This window comes from Mammaliicoccus lentus, assembly GCF_947036595.1.
In the GTDB taxonomy this organism is placed as follows: domain Bacteria; phylum Bacillota; class Bacilli; order Staphylococcales; family Staphylococcaceae; genus Mammaliicoccus; species Mammaliicoccus lentus.
In genome coordinates, this window is sequence record NZ_OX344834.1 from 15,692 (window position 1) to 33,373 (window position 17,682).

At 33.8% G+C, this 17,682-nt stretch carries 15 protein-coding genes, 2 tRNA genes, 1 riboswitch and 1 other annotated feature; of the genes, 16 read left to right on the plus strand and 1 reads right to left on the minus strand.

Annotated features, from left to right (window positions below; all coding sequences use genetic code 11):
- The first annotated feature begins 19 nt into the window (after positions 1-19).
- The 13 genes from ACNMOQ_RS00075 to ACNMOQ_RS00135 all read left to right on the plus strand — a co-directional run bounded on the left by ACNMOQ_RS00075 (position 20) and on the right by ACNMOQ_RS00135 (position 15,362).
- Complete coding sequence (locus ACNMOQ_RS00075) at positions 20-1,330, plus strand: YjiH family protein (RefSeq protein ID WP_016999171.1); 1,311 nt, start codon at positions 20-22, stop codon at positions 1,328-1,330.
- A 17-nt stretch (positions 1,331-1,347) separates the two neighbouring features.
- Positions 1,348-3,015 carry a urocanate hydratase gene (gene hutU, locus ACNMOQ_RS00080; protein ID WP_064204305.1) on the plus strand — a complete coding sequence of 556 codons (1,668 nt, stop codon included), beginning with the start codon at positions 1,348-1,350 and terminating at the stop codon, positions 3,013-3,015.
- Complete coding sequence (hutI, locus tag ACNMOQ_RS00085) at positions 3,008-4,249, plus strand: imidazolonepropionase (RefSeq protein WP_016999169.1); 1,242 nt, start codon at positions 3,008-3,010, stop codon at positions 4,247-4,249. Before hutU ends, hutI begins: the two co-directional genes overlap by 8 nt.
- 48 nt (positions 4,250-4,297) lie before the next feature.
- Positions 4,298-4,495 (plus strand) — a binding site (T-box leader).
- 62 nt (positions 4,496-4,557) lie between these two features.
- Positions 4,558-5,835: a serine--tRNA ligase gene (gene serS, locus ACNMOQ_RS00090; protein WP_016999168.1), complete on the plus strand. Its 1,278-nt coding sequence runs from the start codon at positions 4,558-4,560 to the stop codon at positions 5,833-5,835.
- A gap of 124 nt (positions 5,836-5,959) precedes the next feature.
- The gene (locus ACNMOQ_RS00095) at positions 5,960-6,475 is read left to right on the plus strand and encodes a YceI family protein (protein WP_016999167.1); all 516 of its coding nucleotides are present in this window, start codon (positions 5,960-5,962) and stop codon (positions 6,473-6,475) included.
- 217 nt (positions 6,476-6,692) lie between these two features.
- Positions 6,693-7,337, plus strand: coding sequence for an AzlC family ABC transporter permease (locus tag ACNMOQ_RS00100; protein ID WP_416350028.1), 645 nt, complete (start codon positions 6,693-6,695; stop codon positions 7,335-7,337).
- Positions 7,334-7,660 (plus strand): AzlD domain-containing protein, encoded by a 327-nt coding sequence (locus ACNMOQ_RS00105; RefSeq protein ID WP_416350029.1) that lies wholly within the window; start codon positions 7,334-7,336, stop codon positions 7,658-7,660. Before ACNMOQ_RS00100 ends, ACNMOQ_RS00105 begins: the two co-directional genes overlap by 4 nt.
- A 66-nt stretch (positions 7,661-7,726) precedes the next feature.
- A riboswitch (SAM riboswitch) is annotated at positions 7,727-7,828 on the plus strand.
- Between the two features lie 68 nt (positions 7,829-7,896).
- Complete coding sequence (gene metX, locus ACNMOQ_RS00110) at positions 7,897-8,865, plus strand: homoserine O-acetyltransferase MetX (RefSeq protein ID WP_016999164.1); 969 nt, start codon at positions 7,897-7,899, stop codon at positions 8,863-8,865.
- Positions 8,866-8,945: 80 nt separating this feature from the next.
- Complete coding sequence (locus tag ACNMOQ_RS00115; RefSeq protein ID WP_231051118.1) at positions 8,946-9,863, plus strand: DUF2232 domain-containing protein; 918 nt, start codon at positions 8,946-8,948, stop codon at positions 9,861-9,863.
- A gap of 14 nt (positions 9,864-9,877) precedes the next feature.
- On the plus strand, positions 9,878-11,842 hold the full coding sequence (locus ACNMOQ_RS00120) for a DHH family phosphoesterase (RefSeq protein WP_016999162.1): 1,965 nt from the start codon (positions 9,878-9,880) through the stop codon (positions 11,840-11,842).
- On the plus strand, positions 11,842-12,288 hold the full coding sequence (gene rplI, locus ACNMOQ_RS00125) for a 50S ribosomal protein L9 (RefSeq protein ID WP_064204310.1): 447 nt from the start codon (positions 11,842-11,844) through the stop codon (positions 12,286-12,288). Before ACNMOQ_RS00120 ends, rplI begins: the two co-directional genes overlap by 1 nt.
- Before the next feature lie 100 nt (positions 12,289-12,388).
- Positions 12,389-13,789, plus strand: a complete 1,401-nt coding sequence (gene dnaB / locus ACNMOQ_RS00130; protein WP_026023617.1) for a replicative DNA helicase — start codon at positions 12,389-12,391, stop codon at positions 13,787-13,789.
- 286 nt (positions 13,790-14,075) lie between these two features.
- Positions 14,076-15,362: an adenylosuccinate synthase gene (locus ACNMOQ_RS00135; protein ID WP_064204311.1), complete on the plus strand. Its 1,287-nt coding sequence runs from the start codon at positions 14,076-14,078 to the stop codon at positions 15,360-15,362.
- 285 nt (positions 15,363-15,647) lie between these two features.
- On the opposite strand, the gene ACNMOQ_RS00140 is transcribed toward ACNMOQ_RS00135, so the two are convergent.
- Complete coding sequence (locus tag ACNMOQ_RS00140) at positions 15,648-16,532, minus strand: YitT family protein (protein WP_416350030.1); 885 nt, start codon at positions 16,530-16,532, stop codon at positions 15,648-15,650.
- Between the two features lie 105 nt (positions 16,533-16,637).
- Here ACNMOQ_RS00140 and ACNMOQ_RS00145 point away from each other — a divergent pair.
- The 3 genes from ACNMOQ_RS00145 (at position 16,638) to yycF (ending at position 17,675) form a co-directional block, all read left to right on the plus strand.
- Positions 16,638-16,712, plus strand: a tRNA-Glu gene (locus tag ACNMOQ_RS00145).
- A gap of 20 nt (positions 16,713-16,732) precedes the next feature.
- Positions 16,733-16,805 (plus strand) — tRNA-Asp (locus ACNMOQ_RS00150).
- A gap of 168 nt (positions 16,806-16,973) precedes the next feature.
- Positions 16,974-17,675 carry a response regulator YycF gene (yycF, locus tag ACNMOQ_RS00155; protein WP_064204313.1) on the plus strand — a complete coding sequence of 234 codons (702 nt, stop codon included), beginning with the start codon at positions 16,974-16,976 and terminating at the stop codon, positions 17,673-17,675.
- Positions 17,676-17,682: the final 7 nt, after the last annotated feature.

The following is a 17,682-nucleotide window of genomic DNA, read 5'->3' on the forward strand; positions in this document are numbered from 1 at the left end:
GAAACAAAGGGGTGCTGTGATGATTAATCAACAGTTTCAAGACAAAGGTAAAGATATGTGGAAATTCTATGTATTTAGCATTATAGGTATTATTTTATTCTTTATTCCTATACAAATAGGTAAAGATAATACGATACTTGTTGACCACATTCACTTAGGTATTCGGTCATTGTTAGGAGATTTAACTGCTTATTATGCATTAATTATCATTATAATAGGTGCTATTTTACCTGTTATCAGAATGGATTTTAAAAAATCTTTTACAGATTGTGTTCTTGTTATTTTTAAGCTACTTGGTGCAGTGATAGGCATTATGTACGTATTTAAGATAGGACCTAAATTATTATTTGATAAAGATTATGGACCGTTCTTATTTGATAAGTTGATGTTACCACTAAGTGTTTTAATTCCAGTAGGAGCGATTGCACTTTCCTTTTTAGTAGGTTATGGATTACTAGAATTTATTGGAGTATTGATGCAACCGATTATGAGACCCATATTTAAGACACCAGGTAAGTCTGCTGTTGATGCTGTAGCATCATTCGTAGGTAGCTACTCTTTAGGATTACTTATCACAAACAGAGTATATAAAGATGGCATGTATAACAAGAAAGAAGCGGTCATAATCGCAACAGGATTCTCAACAGTATCTGCTACATTTATGGTTATTGTAGCGAGAACGTTAGACTTAATGGGTCACTGGAATTTATTCTTCTGGAGTACATTAATAATCACATTTGTTGTAACAGCAATTTCTGCTCATTTGCCACCGATTTCTAGAGAATCAGAGGCATATTACAATAATCAAGAAGGACAAAAAGAATCTAAAGTTAAAGGGAATTATATGAAAGCTGCTTATGATGAAGCAAAGAAACAATCATATCAATCATTAACATTATTTAAAAATATAGGCCTTAATCTTAAAGATGGCGTAGAGATGACGATGGCTATCTTACCATCTATATTATCGATTGGATTTTTAGGATTAATATTAGCTAATTTCACACCTATTATTGATTGGTTAAGCTATATTTTCTATCCATTTATTTATATTTTTCCTATTGATGATAAGCCTTTATTAGCAAAAGCATCCATGATATCAATCATAGAGATGTTCTTACCATCATTGTTAGTGGTGAAAGCAGCAATAGAAGTGAAATTTGTAGTAGCTATTACAAGTATTTCAGCAATTATATTCTTCTCAGCTTTAATACCTTGTATTTTAGCTACAGATATTAAAATTCCAATTTGGAAACTTGTGGTGATTTGGTTTATTCGTGTCGCACTTACATTATTAATAGCAATTCCATTAAGTTTACTAATCTTTTAATAAAGGGGAAATGAATTATGTCTAGAAATATTAAAGCGAAAAAAGGTTTAGAAATAGAATGTAAAGGTTGGGAGCAAGAAGCAGTTTTGAGAATGCTTTATAATAATCTCGATCCAGAAGTAGCAGAACATCCTGAAAAATTGGTTGTATATGGTGGTATTGGTAAAGCAGCACGTAACTGGGAAAGCTTTGATGCAATTGTAGAAACGCTAAGAAGATTAGAAAGCGATGAAACAATGCTCGTTCAATCTGGTAAACCAGTTGCAGTATTTAAAACGCATGAAGAAGCGCCTCGTGTGCTTTTATCTAACTCAGTACTTGTACCTAAATGGGCAAATTGGGAACATTTCCATGAATTAGATAAAAAAGGTCTCATGATGTATGGTCAAATGACTGCAGGTAGTTGGATATATATTGGTTCACAAGGTATTGTTCAAGGTACATTTGAAACCTTTGCAGAGCTGGCTAACCAACACTTTGGAGGTACGTTAAAAGGCACGATTACTTTAACTGCTGGATTAGGTGGAATGGGTGGCGCTCAACCACTTGCTGTAACAATGAATGAAGGTGTTGTAATTGGTGTAGATGTAGACCCTTCAAGAATTGAGAAACGTATTGAAACGCGCTATTGTGATATGATTACAGATTCTTTAGACGAAGCATTAGAAAAAGCAGAAGAAGCTAAAAATGCAGGGAAACCATTAGCTATTGGTTTAGTAGGTAACGCTGCAGAAGTTCATCACGAAATATTAAATAGAGGATTTAAAATTGATATCGTAACTGACCAAACATCAGCACATGATCCACTAAATGGTTATGTACCAGAAGGTTATTCTTTAGAAGAAGCTGATAAATTACGTGAAAATGATCCTAAAGAATATGTTAAATTGTCTTCTGCATCTATGAAAAAACATGTTGAAGCTATGTTAGCTTTTCAAGAAAAAGGTGCAATAGCATTTGATTATGGAAATAATATTAGACAAGTTGCTTTCGATGAAGGTTTAGAGAATGCCTTCAACTTCCCAGGCTTCGTGCCAGCTTACATTAGACCATTATTCTGTGAAGGTAAAGGACCATTCAGATTTGCGGCGCTCAGTGGGGACCCTAAAGATATCGAAAGAGCAGATCAATTAATGAGAGAGTTGTTCCCTGAAGATAAAAAGTTAATGCGTTGGTTAGATATGGCAAGTGAAAAAATTGCATTCCAAGGATTACCTTCAAGAATTGCGTGGTTAGGTTACGGTGAACGTGCAAAAATGGGATTAGCATTAAACGAGTTGGTTAGAAATGGTGAAATATCTGCACCAATCGTAATCGGACGAGATCATTTAGACTCAGGTTCTGTAGCTTCACCAAATAGAGAAACTGAATCAATGAAAGATGGTTCTGATGCAGTAGGTGACTGGGCAATATTAAATGCTCTTGTTAATACAGCTGCAGGTGGCTCATGGATTTCAGTTCATCACGGTGGTGGCGTAGGTATGGGTTATTCATTACATGCCGGTATGGTTGTTGTAGCAGATGGTAGTGAACGTGCTGATAGACGTTTAGGACGAGTACTTACGACAGATCCGGGTATGGGTGTAGTAAGACATGCAGACGCAGGTTATGAAACTGCGATAGACACAGCTAAAAATAAAAACGTAGATATTCCAATGTTAAAGGAGACAGAGAACAATGAATGATATTTTAATTCAAAACATAGGTGAATTAATTTTACCTAAGAAGACAGAAGGCCCACTAAAAGGCAAAGAATTGAATGATTTAAAAATTGTTAACAATGGAACAGTTGTCGTTAAAGATGGCAAAGTCGTATATGCAGGAGAACATACAGAAGAGTATGAAGCGAAAGAAGTGATAGACGCGACAAACCAAGTCGTGTCTCCTGGATTAGTAGACGCACATACACATCTAGTATTTGGTGGCTCTAGAGAACATGAAATGGCGCTAAAACAACAAGGCGTAAGTTACTTAGATATACTTAAACAAGGTGGAGGAATCTTAAGTACAGTTGAGTCTACAAGAAACGCTTCAGAAGAAGAATTATATAATAAATCAAAAAAAGAAATTGTTAGAATGATTCAATTTGGAACTACAACAGTTGAAGCTAAAAGTGGTTACGGTTTAGATAAAGAGACTGAATTAAAGCAACTTGATGTTGCACATCGTTTAGAAGAAAATACACCAATTAGAATGAAACATACTTTCTTAGGACCTCATGCAGTACCTAAAGATGCAAAAGATAATGCTACTTTCTTACAAGAAATGATTGATTTATTAGATGATGTGAAAGACAAAGCTGATTTTGCTGATATATTCTGTGAAACAGGTGTATTTACAGTAGAAGAGTCAAGACGTTATATGCAAGCAGCTAAAGATAAAGGATTAAAAGTTAAAATCCACGCTGATGAAATTGACCCATTAGGCGGACTAGGCTTAGCAATTGATGAAGGTGCGATTTCTGCAGATCATTTAGTTGCTTCAAGTGAAGAAGATAAACAATCATTAAATAATAGCCAAACAATCGCTGTGTTACTACCTGGCACAACATTCTACTTAGGAAAAGACCAATACGCAGATGCAAGGGGTATGCTAGATAATAATGGTGCAATTGCTATTGCTACTGATTTCAACCCAGGTAGTTGTGTAACCGATAATTTACAACTTGTAATGAGCATCGCAGCACTAAAATTAAAATTAACACCAAACGAAATTTGGAATGCTGTTACAGTCAATGCTGCAAAAGCAATTGATGCTGAAGCGGGTACAATTGAAGCTGGTGATCAAGCTGATATAGTTGTATGGGATATTCCAAATCATGAATACTTACCATATCATTATGGCGTAAACCATGCTCAAACAGTTATTATTGATGGTAAAAAAGTCTATGAAAACACTGGACTTATTACCGAATCTTAATTATTCCTTGAAAAGGTCATAGCCATTTGGTATATTTAGGTTAATTTAATAACTATATTGTTTAGGAATAAGTAATTTAAGCGGGTATGTATAGAGAGCTTGTGGTTGGTGCAAACAAGACATGAAACTTAAATGAATCTATCCTTTTTAAGAAGAACAATCGGTTTAAACCGTTATATGACTTAGAGTGCAGTCTATTACAGACTGTTAAATAGGGTGGCAACGCGTAAGCACCACGTCCCTTGTGTAATAACAAGGAATGTGGTGCTTTTTTTCTTAAACAATATAGAAAATAGGGAGGAAACATTATGTTAGATATTAAAATGATTAGAACTGAACCTGAATATGTAAAAGAAAAAATCGCTAAAAGAGGCGACGATCCATCAGTAGTAGATGAAATATTAGAATTAGATAAAGAACGCCGTGAACTTATTGTAAAAACAGAAGAACTTAAATCACGACGTAATAAAGTAAGTGGAGAAATTGCTCAAAAGAAACGCAATAAAGAAAATGCTGACGACGTTATATTAGAAATGCGTCAAGTTGGAGATCAAATTAAAGAAATTGATCAATCATTAAACAAATTAAATGATGATGTAACTTACAAATTAGTAAGAATTCCTAATTTAATTAGTGATGAAACACCTGTCGGTAAAGACGAAGATGATAATGTTGAAGTACGTAAATGGGGCGAACCAAGAACCTTTGATTTTGAATCTAAAGCGCATTGGGACTTAGTAGAAAATTTAAAAATGGCTGATTTTGATAGAGCAGCTAAAGTATCAGGTGCACGTTTTGTCTTCTTAACTGGTAAAGGAGCACAACTTGAAAGAGCATTAATGAACTTTATGGTTACAATGCATACGACACAACATGGTTATACAGAAATGATGGTTCCTCAATTAGTAAATGCGGATTCAATGTTTGGAACAGGGCAACTGCCTAAATTCGAAGAAGACTTATTTAAAGTTGAAAAAGAAGGACTTTATACAATTCCAACAGCAGAAGTTCCTTTAACGAATTTCTATCGTGATGAAGTGCTTCAAAATGAACAGTTCCCTATCAAATTCACAGGACAATCAGCTTGTTTTAGAAGTGAAGCGGGTTCTGCAGGCCGCGATACAAGAGGTCTCATTCGTCTACACCAATTTAATAAAGTAGAAATGGTGAGATACGAGCGTCCTGAAGATTCATACAATGCATTAGAAGAATTAACTAACCATGCTGAAAAAGTACTTCAAGCTCTAGAACTTCCTTATCGTACAGTTAACCTATGTACTGGAGATATCGGCTTTGGAAGCGCAAAAACATATGATATTGAAGTTTGGTTACCAAGCTACAATGATTATAAAGAAATTAGTTCATGTTCAAATATGACAGATTTCCAAGCAAGAAGATCAAATATTAGATTTAAACGTGATAAAGATTCTAAACCAGAATTTGTACACACTTTAAATGGTAGTGGGTTAGCAGTAGGACGTACATTTGCTGCTATTGTTGAGAACTATCAAAATGAAGATGGTACAATTACTGTTCCTGAAGTATTAGTACCATTTATGGGTGGTCAAACTGTAATAGAATTATAAATGTGTGAAATAGTATAAAAAGGGTAATCATATTAATGGTTACTCTTTTTTTAGATTTAACTTGAATATAATTTTTATATCTGGTATACTTATTATACAAAATAAATAAAGGGAGTTATGACACATGACTAATTTCAATTTCGACAAAGTACACAGTAGTTTAGAATTTACAGTAAAACACTTAATGGTATCTCGAGTTAAAGGTACTTTTGATGATTATGATGTAGAAGTTACTGGTGACGTAAATGATTTATCATCATTAAAAGCTAAAGTAACAATTAAAGCACATTCAATTAATACTAATAACCCTGATCGTGACGCACACTTAAAATCAGCTGATTTCTTTAGTGCAGAAGAAAATCCAAATATTACTTTCGAATCTAAATCTATAAGTGAAGATTCAGTAACTGGCGATTTAACAATTGCTGGTACAACACATGAAGAAACATTCGATTTAGAATTTAATGGAGTAAGTAAAAACCCATTAAACGGAGAAACAGTTACAGGATTTGTAGTGGATGGTAAAATCGATCGTGAAAAATATGGCGTATCATTTAACCAAGCATTAGAAACTGGTGGCGTAATGATAGGTAAAGATGTTAAATTCGAAGCAAGTGCTGAATTTAGCTTAGGAGAATAATATAAATAAAGAATGGTAGCTCTTTGAGCTACCATTTTTTTTATTTATATAAGGATTATTAATTGTCTTAATATTTCGTCAAATTATATTGCTAAACTTAATTTGATATGATAAAACTAATACATATTAAAAACAAAAAAGAGGTAAGTCACACTGAGGTTAGACAAACGTTAGACTAACCTTTGAAACTATCTCCTTGAGAATGGAGGTATTATAAGTGCAGGAATCTGCAAGCATACATAAATCCTTGTTTTTACAAGGTGTTAAAGATTGTATACCAACAATGCTCGGTTATTTTAGTGTTGCGATAGCTTTCGGAGTAGTTGGAGTGTCATCAGGTTTATCCATTTTAGAAATTGCATTGTTATCCATTTTTGTTTATGCAGGTGCTGCTCAATTTATCATTTGTGCGCTTGTAGCTATCCAATCTCCTATATCTGCTATTTTCTTAACCATATTCTTTGTGAATTCTCGTTTATTCTTACAAAGTTTAGCTTTAGTACCAGCCTTCAAAAACAATAGTTTGTGGTCAAATATTGGAATTGGAACTCTTGTAACTGATGAATCATTTGGTGTAGCTATTACAAAGTATGCAAAAGAAAAATCTTTAAATGCTACATGGATGCACGGGCTTAACATTTCAGCATATATATTATGGGTTACAACTTCGATATTAGGTGGTTTAATAGGTAATCTAATTCCAATCGAAACGATACAAAAAAATAAAATAATTTATCATTTGTGGCTCATATGTTTAACAATTTTTTGTATGTTGCTATTTACGTTATTTATGCCAACGTTTCTTTCTATTATATTAGCAACATTAGTCGCTTCAATTGCAGGGGTGGTGTTTGATAAATGACGATATCAATGTATTTACTACTCATTACAGCTGGGTGTTTCATTATAACATGGGTTATAAGAGTAGCGCCGTTTGTTTTATTATCAAGATTTGAATTACCGGCTGGAATCATTAAATGGTTACAATTTGTGCCGGTTTGTTTATTTACAGCACTTATTGTAGAAGGCATGTTAAATCAAGAAGGATCAACAGGATATCAACTTAACTTAGAAAGTGTTTTTGTTGCAGTGCCAACTGTTGTTATTGCATTTGTCACGCGTAGTTTAACAATATCTGTTTTAGCAGGGATGTTGATTATGGCTATTGTAAGATTTGTCTTTTAATAACAAAGTATAAGTTATTGAAAGAGCATTGCTTTTCTAGTATTCTTAATATTAATTACATAGTAAAGCTTATTCAGAGAAGTTGAGGGATTTGGCCCGATGAAACTTCAGCAACCGGTCACCTTAGATACGGTGCTACGACCAACGAGTCTACTCGCATAATAAGAATGATGAGAACTTCTTACTTCTTTAACGAGTAAGAAGTTTTTCTATTATATAAGAGGGGGTTAGATAAGATGATTTCTCGTGAAACAGGTTCAGTAGAATTAGGTCGATTTGAAACAGAATCAGGAGAAGTGATTGATAACTTAAAGCTTCAATATGAGCATGTCGGTTATAAGGGGCAACCGCTTGTTGTTATCTGTCATGCATTAACAGGTAACCATTTAACGTATGGAGATGATGAGCATCCAGGTTGGTGGAGAGAAATTATCGATGGTGGTTATCTGTCTATAAATGATTATCAATTTATAACTTTTAACGTTATAGGTAGCCCATTTGGGTCGAGTTCAAAATTAAATACACCCCATTTTCCAGATACATTAACGATGAGAGATGTAACTAAAGCTAATATATTGGCTTTGAAACATTTTGGTTATGAAAAAATTGATGTTCTAATTGGTGGTTCATTAGGTGGCATGCAGTCTCTCGAAATTTTATATGACGGGTCAATTGAAGTTAAGAAAGCTGTTATTTTAGCGGCAACTGAAAAGACATCATCTTATAGCAGAGCTTTCAATGAAATTGCAAGACAAGTTATTCAAATGAATGGTCAAGACGGATTAAGTATTGCAAGACAATTAGGCTTTTTAACTTATCGTTCAAGTAAAGATTATGAAGCAAGATTCTCAGCAGATGATGTTGTCAGTTATCAAAAATATCAAGGTAATAAGTTTAAAAATAGCTTCAATAAAGATTGTTATCTCACTTTATTAGATGTATTAGATAGCCACGATATATTTAGAGGACGAAATGATGTTGAAGAACGCTTAAAACAAATAGATACAAAAGTATTAACACTAGGGTTCACTGATGACTTATTATATCCAGATGACCAAGTAAAATCACTCGGTCGATTCTTCAAGTATCATAGACATTTCTTCGTGCCAGATAATGTTGGCCATGACGGATTTTTATTAAACTTTGGAGATTGGGCACCATATGTTTATCATTTCTTAAAATTACATAAATTTAAAGCACGTTAAGTCGTTAAAAAAGTCACCTACATTGTTTTAAAGTATAAAAATCTGTAAAATAGAGAAAGATGTTTAAAATAGATTGGGAAGTGAAAATTTTGTCTTTTAAAGTCGATATAAAAGCGACAATTATTTCAATAGTTTTACTAATGTTAAGTATGGTTATTATTAACTTTTTACCACCTTTAGCATTTGTAATACTACCGTTCATTACAATACCTGGAACAATACTTTGGTATCGATCAAAACCGTCGTTTTTTGTGACAGTTGTAGTGGCATTATGCGCAACCGTATTACTTAGTAACGTATATTTATTAACTGTCATGACACTGATGATTTTTATGAGTGTATTTATTGGACAATTATTAATAGAACGTACATCTAAAGAACGTATATTATATTTAGTAACAGCATTTATGAGTGTATTAACAATTGCTGGTGTGTTAATCATGCAATTAACGGGAAAACTACCACTAACAAGTAATGTTTTTAATGAATATTATGATGTAATCGTGTCTTATTTTGAAATGAGTGGTAATTTCAGTACAGAAATTCAAGAATCTCTTCAAGCTTCAATTGATATATTACAAGCTAGTATTCCTGGGTATATTATATTATGGGTATTTTTATTAGTACTTGTTAATTTACTCGTGACTTTCCCTATATTGAGAAAGTACAAAATCGCAACACCGGTATTCAGACCATTATTTATGTGGCAAATTAAAAGTAGTGTCGCTTTCATTTTTGTAATCACAGTACTCGTTAGTTTATTCGTAACGAAAGACAATGTTGTGATGTATGGCATAGTCACTAACTTACAGTTTGTGTTAGAATGGGTTATATTTATCCAAGCATTATCCCTATTCCATTTATTTATAAAAGTAAAAAAATTACCTATAATTGTAGCTGTAATTATTTTCGTTCTTGCTTTTATATTTAAACCAATTGCATACTTATTTGGCTTAATGGACATATGGTTTAATTTAAAACAACGCATAAAAAAGTAAATTGAGGTGAGTTTATGAACCGTCAATCAGTTAAAAAAGCCCTAATATTTCCTTATATTATTATGATGGTCTTGGCTTTAGCACTGCTCGTTTTAAGTTTTTTAAATTCAATATTTTGGGCGTTTATTGCGACGGTTATTACTGTAGTCCTATTTGCAGCGAGTGTTTACTTTATTAGAACCAGCTTTGCAAAATTAGATTTATACATCGGGAGTCTAGCGGGTCGTATTACCAAAAGTAAAACGAGTGCTGTGAGTGATTTGCCAATTGGCGTAATATTACTCGATAAAAACTATAATATTGAATGGATTAATAATTTTATTAGTAGACGTTTAGAAAGAGATGTATTAAACGAACCAATAAATGAAATATTTCCAAATATATTAAAAAGATTAGAAAATACACAAGAAGTAGAAATTGAAGAAGGATCATACAAATATAAAGTCACTTACACTGAAAATGAAAAATCAATTTATTTATTTGATATAACAGAAACTTCACGTGTATATGAATTATATGAAAATGAAAAACCTATCATCGCTACGATATTTTTAGATAACTATGACGAAATTACACAAAACATGAATGACTCACAACGTTCAGAAGTGAATAGTCTTATTACTAATGTAATTAATGATTGGTCAACACGTTATGAATTGTATGTTAAACGTTATAGTTCGGATCAATTTATTGGATTGTTAAACAATAGTATTTTAGAAGATATTGAAGCATCTAAATTCAATCTGTTAGATGATTTGAGAGATAAGACAAGAGAAATTGGGCACCCGCTTACTTTAAGTATAGGTATTGGTGAAGGCAGTGAGAACCTAATAGAACTTGGTGAACTATCTCAATCAAGTTTAGATTTAGCTCTTGGTCGAGGTGGAGACCAAGTTGCCATCAAGAACTTTAACGGTAACGTAAGATTCTATGGTGGTAAGACTGATCCAATGGAAAAACGTACAAGAGTACGTGCTCGTGTTATTTCTCATGCGTTAAGAGATATCTTAATCGAAGGTGACAAAGTCATTATCATGGGTCATAAATCACCAGATATGGATGCGATAGGTGCAGCTATTGGTGTTTCTCGTATTGCTAAAATGAATAATTTAGAGTCTTATATCGTATTAAATGATTCAGATATTGATGATACATTACAACGTGTTATGAGAGAAATTGATGAGAAACCAGACTTGAAAGAAAGGTTTATCACATCAGAAGAAGCATGGCATGAGATGACATCTCGTACGACATTGGTTGTCGTTGATACGCACAAACCAGAACTTGTAATAGATGAGAACTTATTAAATAAAGCAAATAGAAAAGTAGTCATAGATCACCATAGACGTGGAGAAAGTATTATTTCAAGTCCACTGCTTGTCTATATGGAACCTTACGCAAGTTCTACAGCAGAACTTGTAACAGAGTTGCTAGAATATCAACCGACAGAACATCGTTTAACAAGAATTGAATCGACAATTATGTTGGCGGGTATCATTGTAGATACACGTAACTTTACGTTAAGAACCGGTTCAAGAACATTCGATGCTGCGAGTTTCTTAAGAAGTCATGGTGCAGATACAATTCTTTGCCAGCACTTCTTGAAAGATGATATAGATACTTATATTAAGCGTTCAGATTTAATTAAGACAGTTAAACTATTCCGTGGTGGCGTAGCAATTGCACATGGTGATGAAGAACAAATTTATCATCCTGTTACAGTTGCACAAGCTGCAGATGAACTATTAGGATTAGAAGGTGTAGAAGCTTCATATGTTGTAGCTAAACGCTCAGAAGACACAGTTGGTATTTCAGCTCGTTCTTTAGGAGAAGTAAATGTACAACTAACAATGGAAGCTCTAGGTGGAGGCGGCCATTTATCAAACGCTGCTACACAAATTAAAGATTCAACAGTAGAAGAAGCAATCGAAAAACTTATTGAGGTTGTTGAAACAGATGAAGAAGGAGTGGAAGAATAATGAAAGTTATTTTCACACAAGATGTTAAAGGAAAAGGTAAAAAAGGAGAAGTTAAAGACGTGCCAGTAGGTTACGCTCAAAACTTTTTAATTAAACATAATTATGCTGTAGAAGCGACAGCAGGAAATATGAAACAATTAGAACAACAAAACAAACGACAAGAAGAAATCAAACAACAAGAAATCGATGATGCTAAAGCATTAGCAGATAAATTAAAATCATTAGAAGTTGAAATTTCTGCTAAAACTGGTGAAGGCGGTAAGTTGTTCGGTTCTGTTAGTACAAAACAAATCACACAAGCTTTACAAAAACAACACGACATTAAAGTTGATAAACGTAAAATGGATTTACCGAACGGTATTCACAGTTTAGGTTACACAAACGTACCAATTAAACTTCATAATAAAGTTTCAGGTACATTAAAAGTACACGTTGTAGAAGAATAATAGATTATATAAAATAGGTCGGTATTTGATTTACCGACCTTTTTTAATGCGTTATAATAAATAATATTAAAAATGGAAAGGAGTAATCAGTATGGATGGTATGGATAATATGATGAATCCACGACAAATGCCTCATAATATAGAGGCTGAACAATCTGTTATCGGTGCAATCTTAATTGATCCTGAACTGATTAACTCAACAGGTGAAACATTAATACCTGAAGCTTTCTATCGAGCTAATCATCAACATATATTTAGAGCTATGTTGATGTTAAATGAACAGAATAAGGAAATTGATTCAGTTACACTGATGGATGAATTAGCAGCTGAGTCTTTGCTAGAAGAAGCTGGTGGACCGGCTTATTTAGCTGAATTAGCAAACAATGTACCAACAACTAGAAACGTTCATTTCTATATAGATATTGTGTTTAAACATGCTGTTAAGCGTCAATTAATTCGTGTAGCAGATAGTATTGCTGAAGATGGGTATAATCCAGAGCTTGATTTAGAGTCACTATTAGGTGATGCAGAGAAGAGAATTTTAGAGATATCTGCTACTAGAGGGACAGAAGGTTTCAAAGATATTAAAGATGTTTTAGGTATTGTGTTCGATAATGCTGAACAGTTAGATCAAAATAGTGGTCAAACCCCGGGGATACCAACTGGATATCGTGATTTAGATCAGATGACAGCAGGTTTTAACCGCAACGATTTAATTATTATTGCTGCGAGACCTTCTGTAGGTAAGACTGCCTTCGCATTAAATATTGCCCAACAAGTTGCTACTCACGAGAACTTATTCTCAGTCGGTATATTCTCATTAGAGATGGGTGCAGACCAGCTAGCGACACGTATGATTTGTAGTACAGGTAACGTAGACTCTAATAGATTACGTACTGGTTCTATGACTGAAGAAGACTGGAGTAGGTTTACAGTAGCTGTTGGTAAATTATCACGTACTAAAATATTCATCGATGATACACCAGGTATCCGTATCACTGACATAAGAGCTAAGTGTAGAAGATTAAAACAAGAACACGGATTAGACATGATTGTAATCGACTATTTACAGTTGATTCAAGGTAGTGGTTCACGTAGTTCTGATAATAGACAACAAGAAGTATCAGAGATTTCACGTATGCTTAAAGCTATTGCGAGAGAATTAGAATGTCCTGTTATCGCATTGAGTCAGTTATCTCGTGGTGTTGAACAACGACAAGATAAAAGACCGATGATGAGTGACATTCGTGAATCAGGTTCTATCGAGCAAGATGCGGATATTGTGGCTTTCTTATACCGTGATGACTATTATTCTCGTGGTGGAGAAGATGAAGACGGTGAAGCGGTAGATGCAGGTGCACAAGATGAAAACGGTGAAATAGAAATTATTATCGCAAAACAACGTAACGGCCCGACAGGAACCGTTAAATTGCACTTCATGAAACAATATAACAAATTTACAGATATAGATTATCAACATGCCGGTATGGAATTCGGATAAAAAAAGTTTTTAACCCAAAAGACGTACATTTATTACAAAGTCATAATAAATGTACGTCTTTTGTTTCGTGAAATGACAGTTAATTATTGTTTCGTTTGTGTTTTGAAGCATATAATTTTCGTGATAAAACCTTGTAACTACCATGGTTAAAGCTTTCTTAATGCAAAATTTTAGAATATCAAAATGTAAATTAACACCATAAATTAATGTTCGTTTTTAGTTTGCATTTTAAGTATAGGACTGATAGAATACTTAATGGTTAATGAGAAAAAGCGGAGGTGCTCACATGTCATCAATCGTAGTAGTTGGGACGCAATGGGGAGACGAAGGTAAAGGTAAAATTACAGATTTCTTAGCTGAAGATGCAAATGTTATTGCGCGTTTTTCAGGTGGTAATAATGCAGGTCACACAATTAAATTTGACGGAGAAACTTATAAATTACACTTAGTACCATCAGGTATTTTTTATGAAGAAAAATCAAGTGTTATCGGTAACGGTGTAGTAGTAGATCCAGTAGCTTTATTGAAAGAATTAGACGCATTAAATGAACGCGGTGTAGCAACAAACAATTTAAGAATTTCTAACCGTGCTCAAGTTATCTTACCGTATCATTTGAAACAAGATGAATTAGAAGAAGAAAAACGTGGAGATAATAAAATTGGTACAACGAAAAAAGGTATTGGTCCAGCGTATGTAGATAAAGCACAACGTATCGGTATCCGTATGGCTGATTTATTAGATAAAGAAACATTTGAAAAACTTTTAAAACAAAATCTTGAATATAAAAATGAATTATTTGAAAAAATGTTTAACGCTGAAGGTTTCACGTTTGATGAAATCTTTGAAACATATTACCAAGCAGGTCAACGCTTGAAACAATATGTTACAGACACAGCTAAATTATTAGACGATGCTTTCGTTAATGATGAAAAAGTATTATTCGAAGGTGCTCAAGGTGTAATGTTAGACATTGACCACGGCACATACCCATTTGTTACATCAAGCAACCCGATTGCAGGTAACGTTACAGTTGGTGGCGGTGTTGGACCAACTTACGTATCTAAAGTAATCGGTGTATGTAAAGCATACACATCACGTGTAGGAGATGGCCCATTCCCAACAGAATTATTTGATGAAGATGGTCATCATATCCGTGAAGTAGGTCGTGAATACGGAACAACTACAGGACGTCCACGTCGTGTTGGTTGGTTTGACTCAGTTGTATTACGTCATTCACGTCGTGTAAGTGGTATTACAGATTTATCAATCAACTCAATCGACGTATTAACAGGCCTTAAAACAGTTAAGATCTGTACAGCATACGAAATCGATGGTGTAGAAATCACAGAATACCCAGCAAACTTAAATGAATTAGAACGTTGTAAACCAATCTTTGAAGAACTACCAGGTTGGGAAGAAGATATTACAGGATGTCGTTCATTAGAAGAATTACCAAAAAATGCTCGTCGTTATTTAGAGCGTATTTCTGAATTATGTAACGTTAAAATCTCTATCTTCTCAGTAGGACCAGATAGAAACCAAACAAACCTATTAGAAAACTTATGGGACTAATAAATTTTTAAATCGAAAACGCTGAGACAAATTAATTGTCTCAGCGTTTTTGTTTGAGTAAATAAGAGAGTGAATGCCACGTGCAACATATTGCCTTCTTATTGACAAGACTATCGAGAAAAGGCAATAAGGCTACCGTTATTGACACGTTTAGTAAGAAAAGACAACAACTTGCCCGTTACAACCTAAAACTGAGAACCCTTAAAAAAGGAGCCATACAACACCTGCTGTATGGCTTCTTTTTTTAATAACGACAATCAATATCGGATTGTCTTTCATTATTAATTAGTGTATTTCACGTTTTTTAAAGCGTCCACCTTTTACTTCACTTACATCCCCGATTGATAAGAAGGCTGTATTATCTATTTCTGTTACGATATCTTTTAGCTTAGATTCTTCTAATCTCGTTATTACACAGAATAATACTTTTTTATCTTCTCCTGTATAAGCTCCTTCACCGTTTAAATATGTAACGCCTCTGCCTAAACGGTCGTTTATAGCTTCTCCTATGTCTCGATATGTATCACTGATGATCCATATGGCTTTTGATTCGTCAAAACCTTGTACAGTAACGTCTATCATTTTAGAGGCAATAAAATAAGCTACTACTGAAAACATCGCTGATTCCCAATTAAAAACAAATCCTGCTGCAGCGAATATGAAAAAATTGATTAGCATAACAATTTCTCCAACTGAAAATGGCGCTTTACTACTAATAAGAATGGCACTGATTTCAGAACCATCTAATGATCCGCCGTATCTAATTACTAATCCAACACCTAAACCAATAATTGCACCACCAAAAATTGTAACCAAAAATGTTTCTCTAATAAAAGGTTCAAAATGATGTAAATAAGCTGTTGTAACGGAAAGGACTGTAATTGCATACACCGTTGATATCGTAAAAGTCTTACCTATTTGTTTATATCCTAAAAAGAAAAATGGAATATTTAATAAGAATATAAAAAGACCAAGTTTCATATTAGTTAAGTGACTTAATATAATAGCTATGCCAACTATACCGCCATCTAATAATTTATTTGGCACTAAAAATAACTCTAAACCAATACCCATTAAGACACTGCCGATTGTTATAAAAATTAGTCTTTTTATAATCTCACCTTTACTTAATTTACGATGTCCCTTTTTTATTGTGAGCTTTTCTTCCATATCATCATCCCTTTATAATGTTCCTAAATATATTATATAAAAAAATTAAAATAAAATCTTGTCATTCTTTAAAGACCATGCTATAATCAATTTTGTGCTTATGAAGGCCCCTTGGTCAAGCGGTTAAGACACCGCCCTTTCACGGCGGTAACACGGGTTCGAGTCCCGTAGGGGTCACCATTTCAATTTCATACATATTAGGTCCCGTGGTGTAGCGGTTAACATGCCTGCCTGTCACGCAGGAGATCGCGGGTTCGATTCCCGTCGGGACCGCTTTTAATGCTTATCGTAATAACGATAAGCATTTTTTATGTTATTCACCATTGAATAACGGCAAACAATAGAATTAATCATCAAATAGTGTTAAATTATAGTATAGGATATCATGCACAAATCTGTGCTCGAAGATACTTACTTTCAAAAAGAAATGAGGTTAGTGCTATGGCTAGAAAAATAGTAGTCGTTGATGATGAGAAACCAATTGCAGACATACTAGAATTTAATTTAAAAAAAGAAGGTTATGATGTTTATTGCGCATATGACGGTAATGACGCAGTAGACCTAATATATGAAGAAGAACCAGATATTGTCTTACTAGATATTATGTTACCAGGTAGAGATGGTATGGAAGTTTGTCGTGAAGTACGTAAAAAATTCGACATGCCTATTATTATGTTAACAGCTAAAGATTCGGAAATAGATAAAGTTTTAGGACTAGAACTAGGTGCTGATGACTATGTAACGAAACCTTTTTCAACACGAGAATTAATCGCACGTGTTAAAGCTAACTTACGTAGACATTATTCACAGCCTAGCCAAACAGAAGATGAAGAAACAAACGAAATAGTCATTAAAGATATTACAGTATATCCAGATGCATATTCAATTAAAAAACGTGGCGCAGATATCGAATTAACGCACCGTGAATTTGAATTATTCCATTACTTAGCGAAACATATCGGACAAGTCATGACACGTGAACATTTACTACAAACTGTATGGGGTTATGATTACTTTGGAGATGTAAGAACTGTGGACGTTACAATACGTCGTCTACGCGAGAAAATTGAAGATGATGCATCACATCCAGAATACATTGTAACGCGTAGAGGCGTGGGTTACTTCCTGCAAACTCAAGAGTAGGATGATG

Bases quoted from the DNA above. Each gene is read 5' to 3' on its own strand.
- ACNMOQ_RS00075 (WP_016999171.1), top strand. From the start codon at position 20: ATGATTAATCAACAGTTTCAAGACAAAGGTAAAGATATGTGGAAATTC.
- hutU (WP_064204305.1), top strand. From the start codon at position 1,348: ATGTCTAGAAATATTAAAGCGAAAAAAGGTTTAGAAATAGAATGTAAA.
- hutI (WP_016999169.1), top strand. From the start codon at position 3,008: ATGAATGATATTTTAATTCAAAACATAGGTGAATTAATTTTACCTAAG.
- serS (WP_016999168.1), top strand. From the start codon at position 4,558: ATGTTAGATATTAAAATGATTAGAACTGAACCTGAATATGTAAAAGAA.
- ACNMOQ_RS00095 (WP_016999167.1), top strand. From the start codon at position 5,960: ATGACTAATTTCAATTTCGACAAAGTACACAGTAGTTTAGAATTTACA.
- ACNMOQ_RS00105 (WP_416350029.1), top strand. From the start codon at position 7,334: ATGACGATATCAATGTATTTACTACTCATTACAGCTGGGTGTTTCATT.
- metX (WP_016999164.1), top strand. From the start codon at position 7,897: ATGATTTCTCGTGAAACAGGTTCAGTAGAATTAGGTCGATTTGAAACA.
- ACNMOQ_RS00120 (WP_016999162.1), top strand. From the start codon at position 9,878: ATGAACCGTCAATCAGTTAAAAAAGCCCTAATATTTCCTTATATTATT.
- rplI (WP_064204310.1), top strand. From the start codon at position 11,842: ATGAAAGTTATTTTCACACAAGATGTTAAAGGAAAAGGTAAAAAAGGA.
- dnaB (WP_026023617.1), top strand. From the start codon at position 12,389: ATGGATAATATGATGAATCCACGACAAATGCCTCATAATATAGAGGCT.
- ACNMOQ_RS00135 (WP_064204311.1), top strand. From the start codon at position 14,076: ATGTCATCAATCGTAGTAGTTGGGACGCAATGGGGAGACGAAGGTAAA.
- ACNMOQ_RS00140 (WP_416350030.1), bottom strand. From the start codon at position 16,532: ATGGAAGAAAAGCTCACAATAAAAAAGGGACATCGTAAATTAAGTAAA.
- yycF (WP_064204313.1), top strand. From the start codon at position 16,974: ATGGCTAGAAAAATAGTAGTCGTTGATGATGAGAAACCAATTGCAGAC.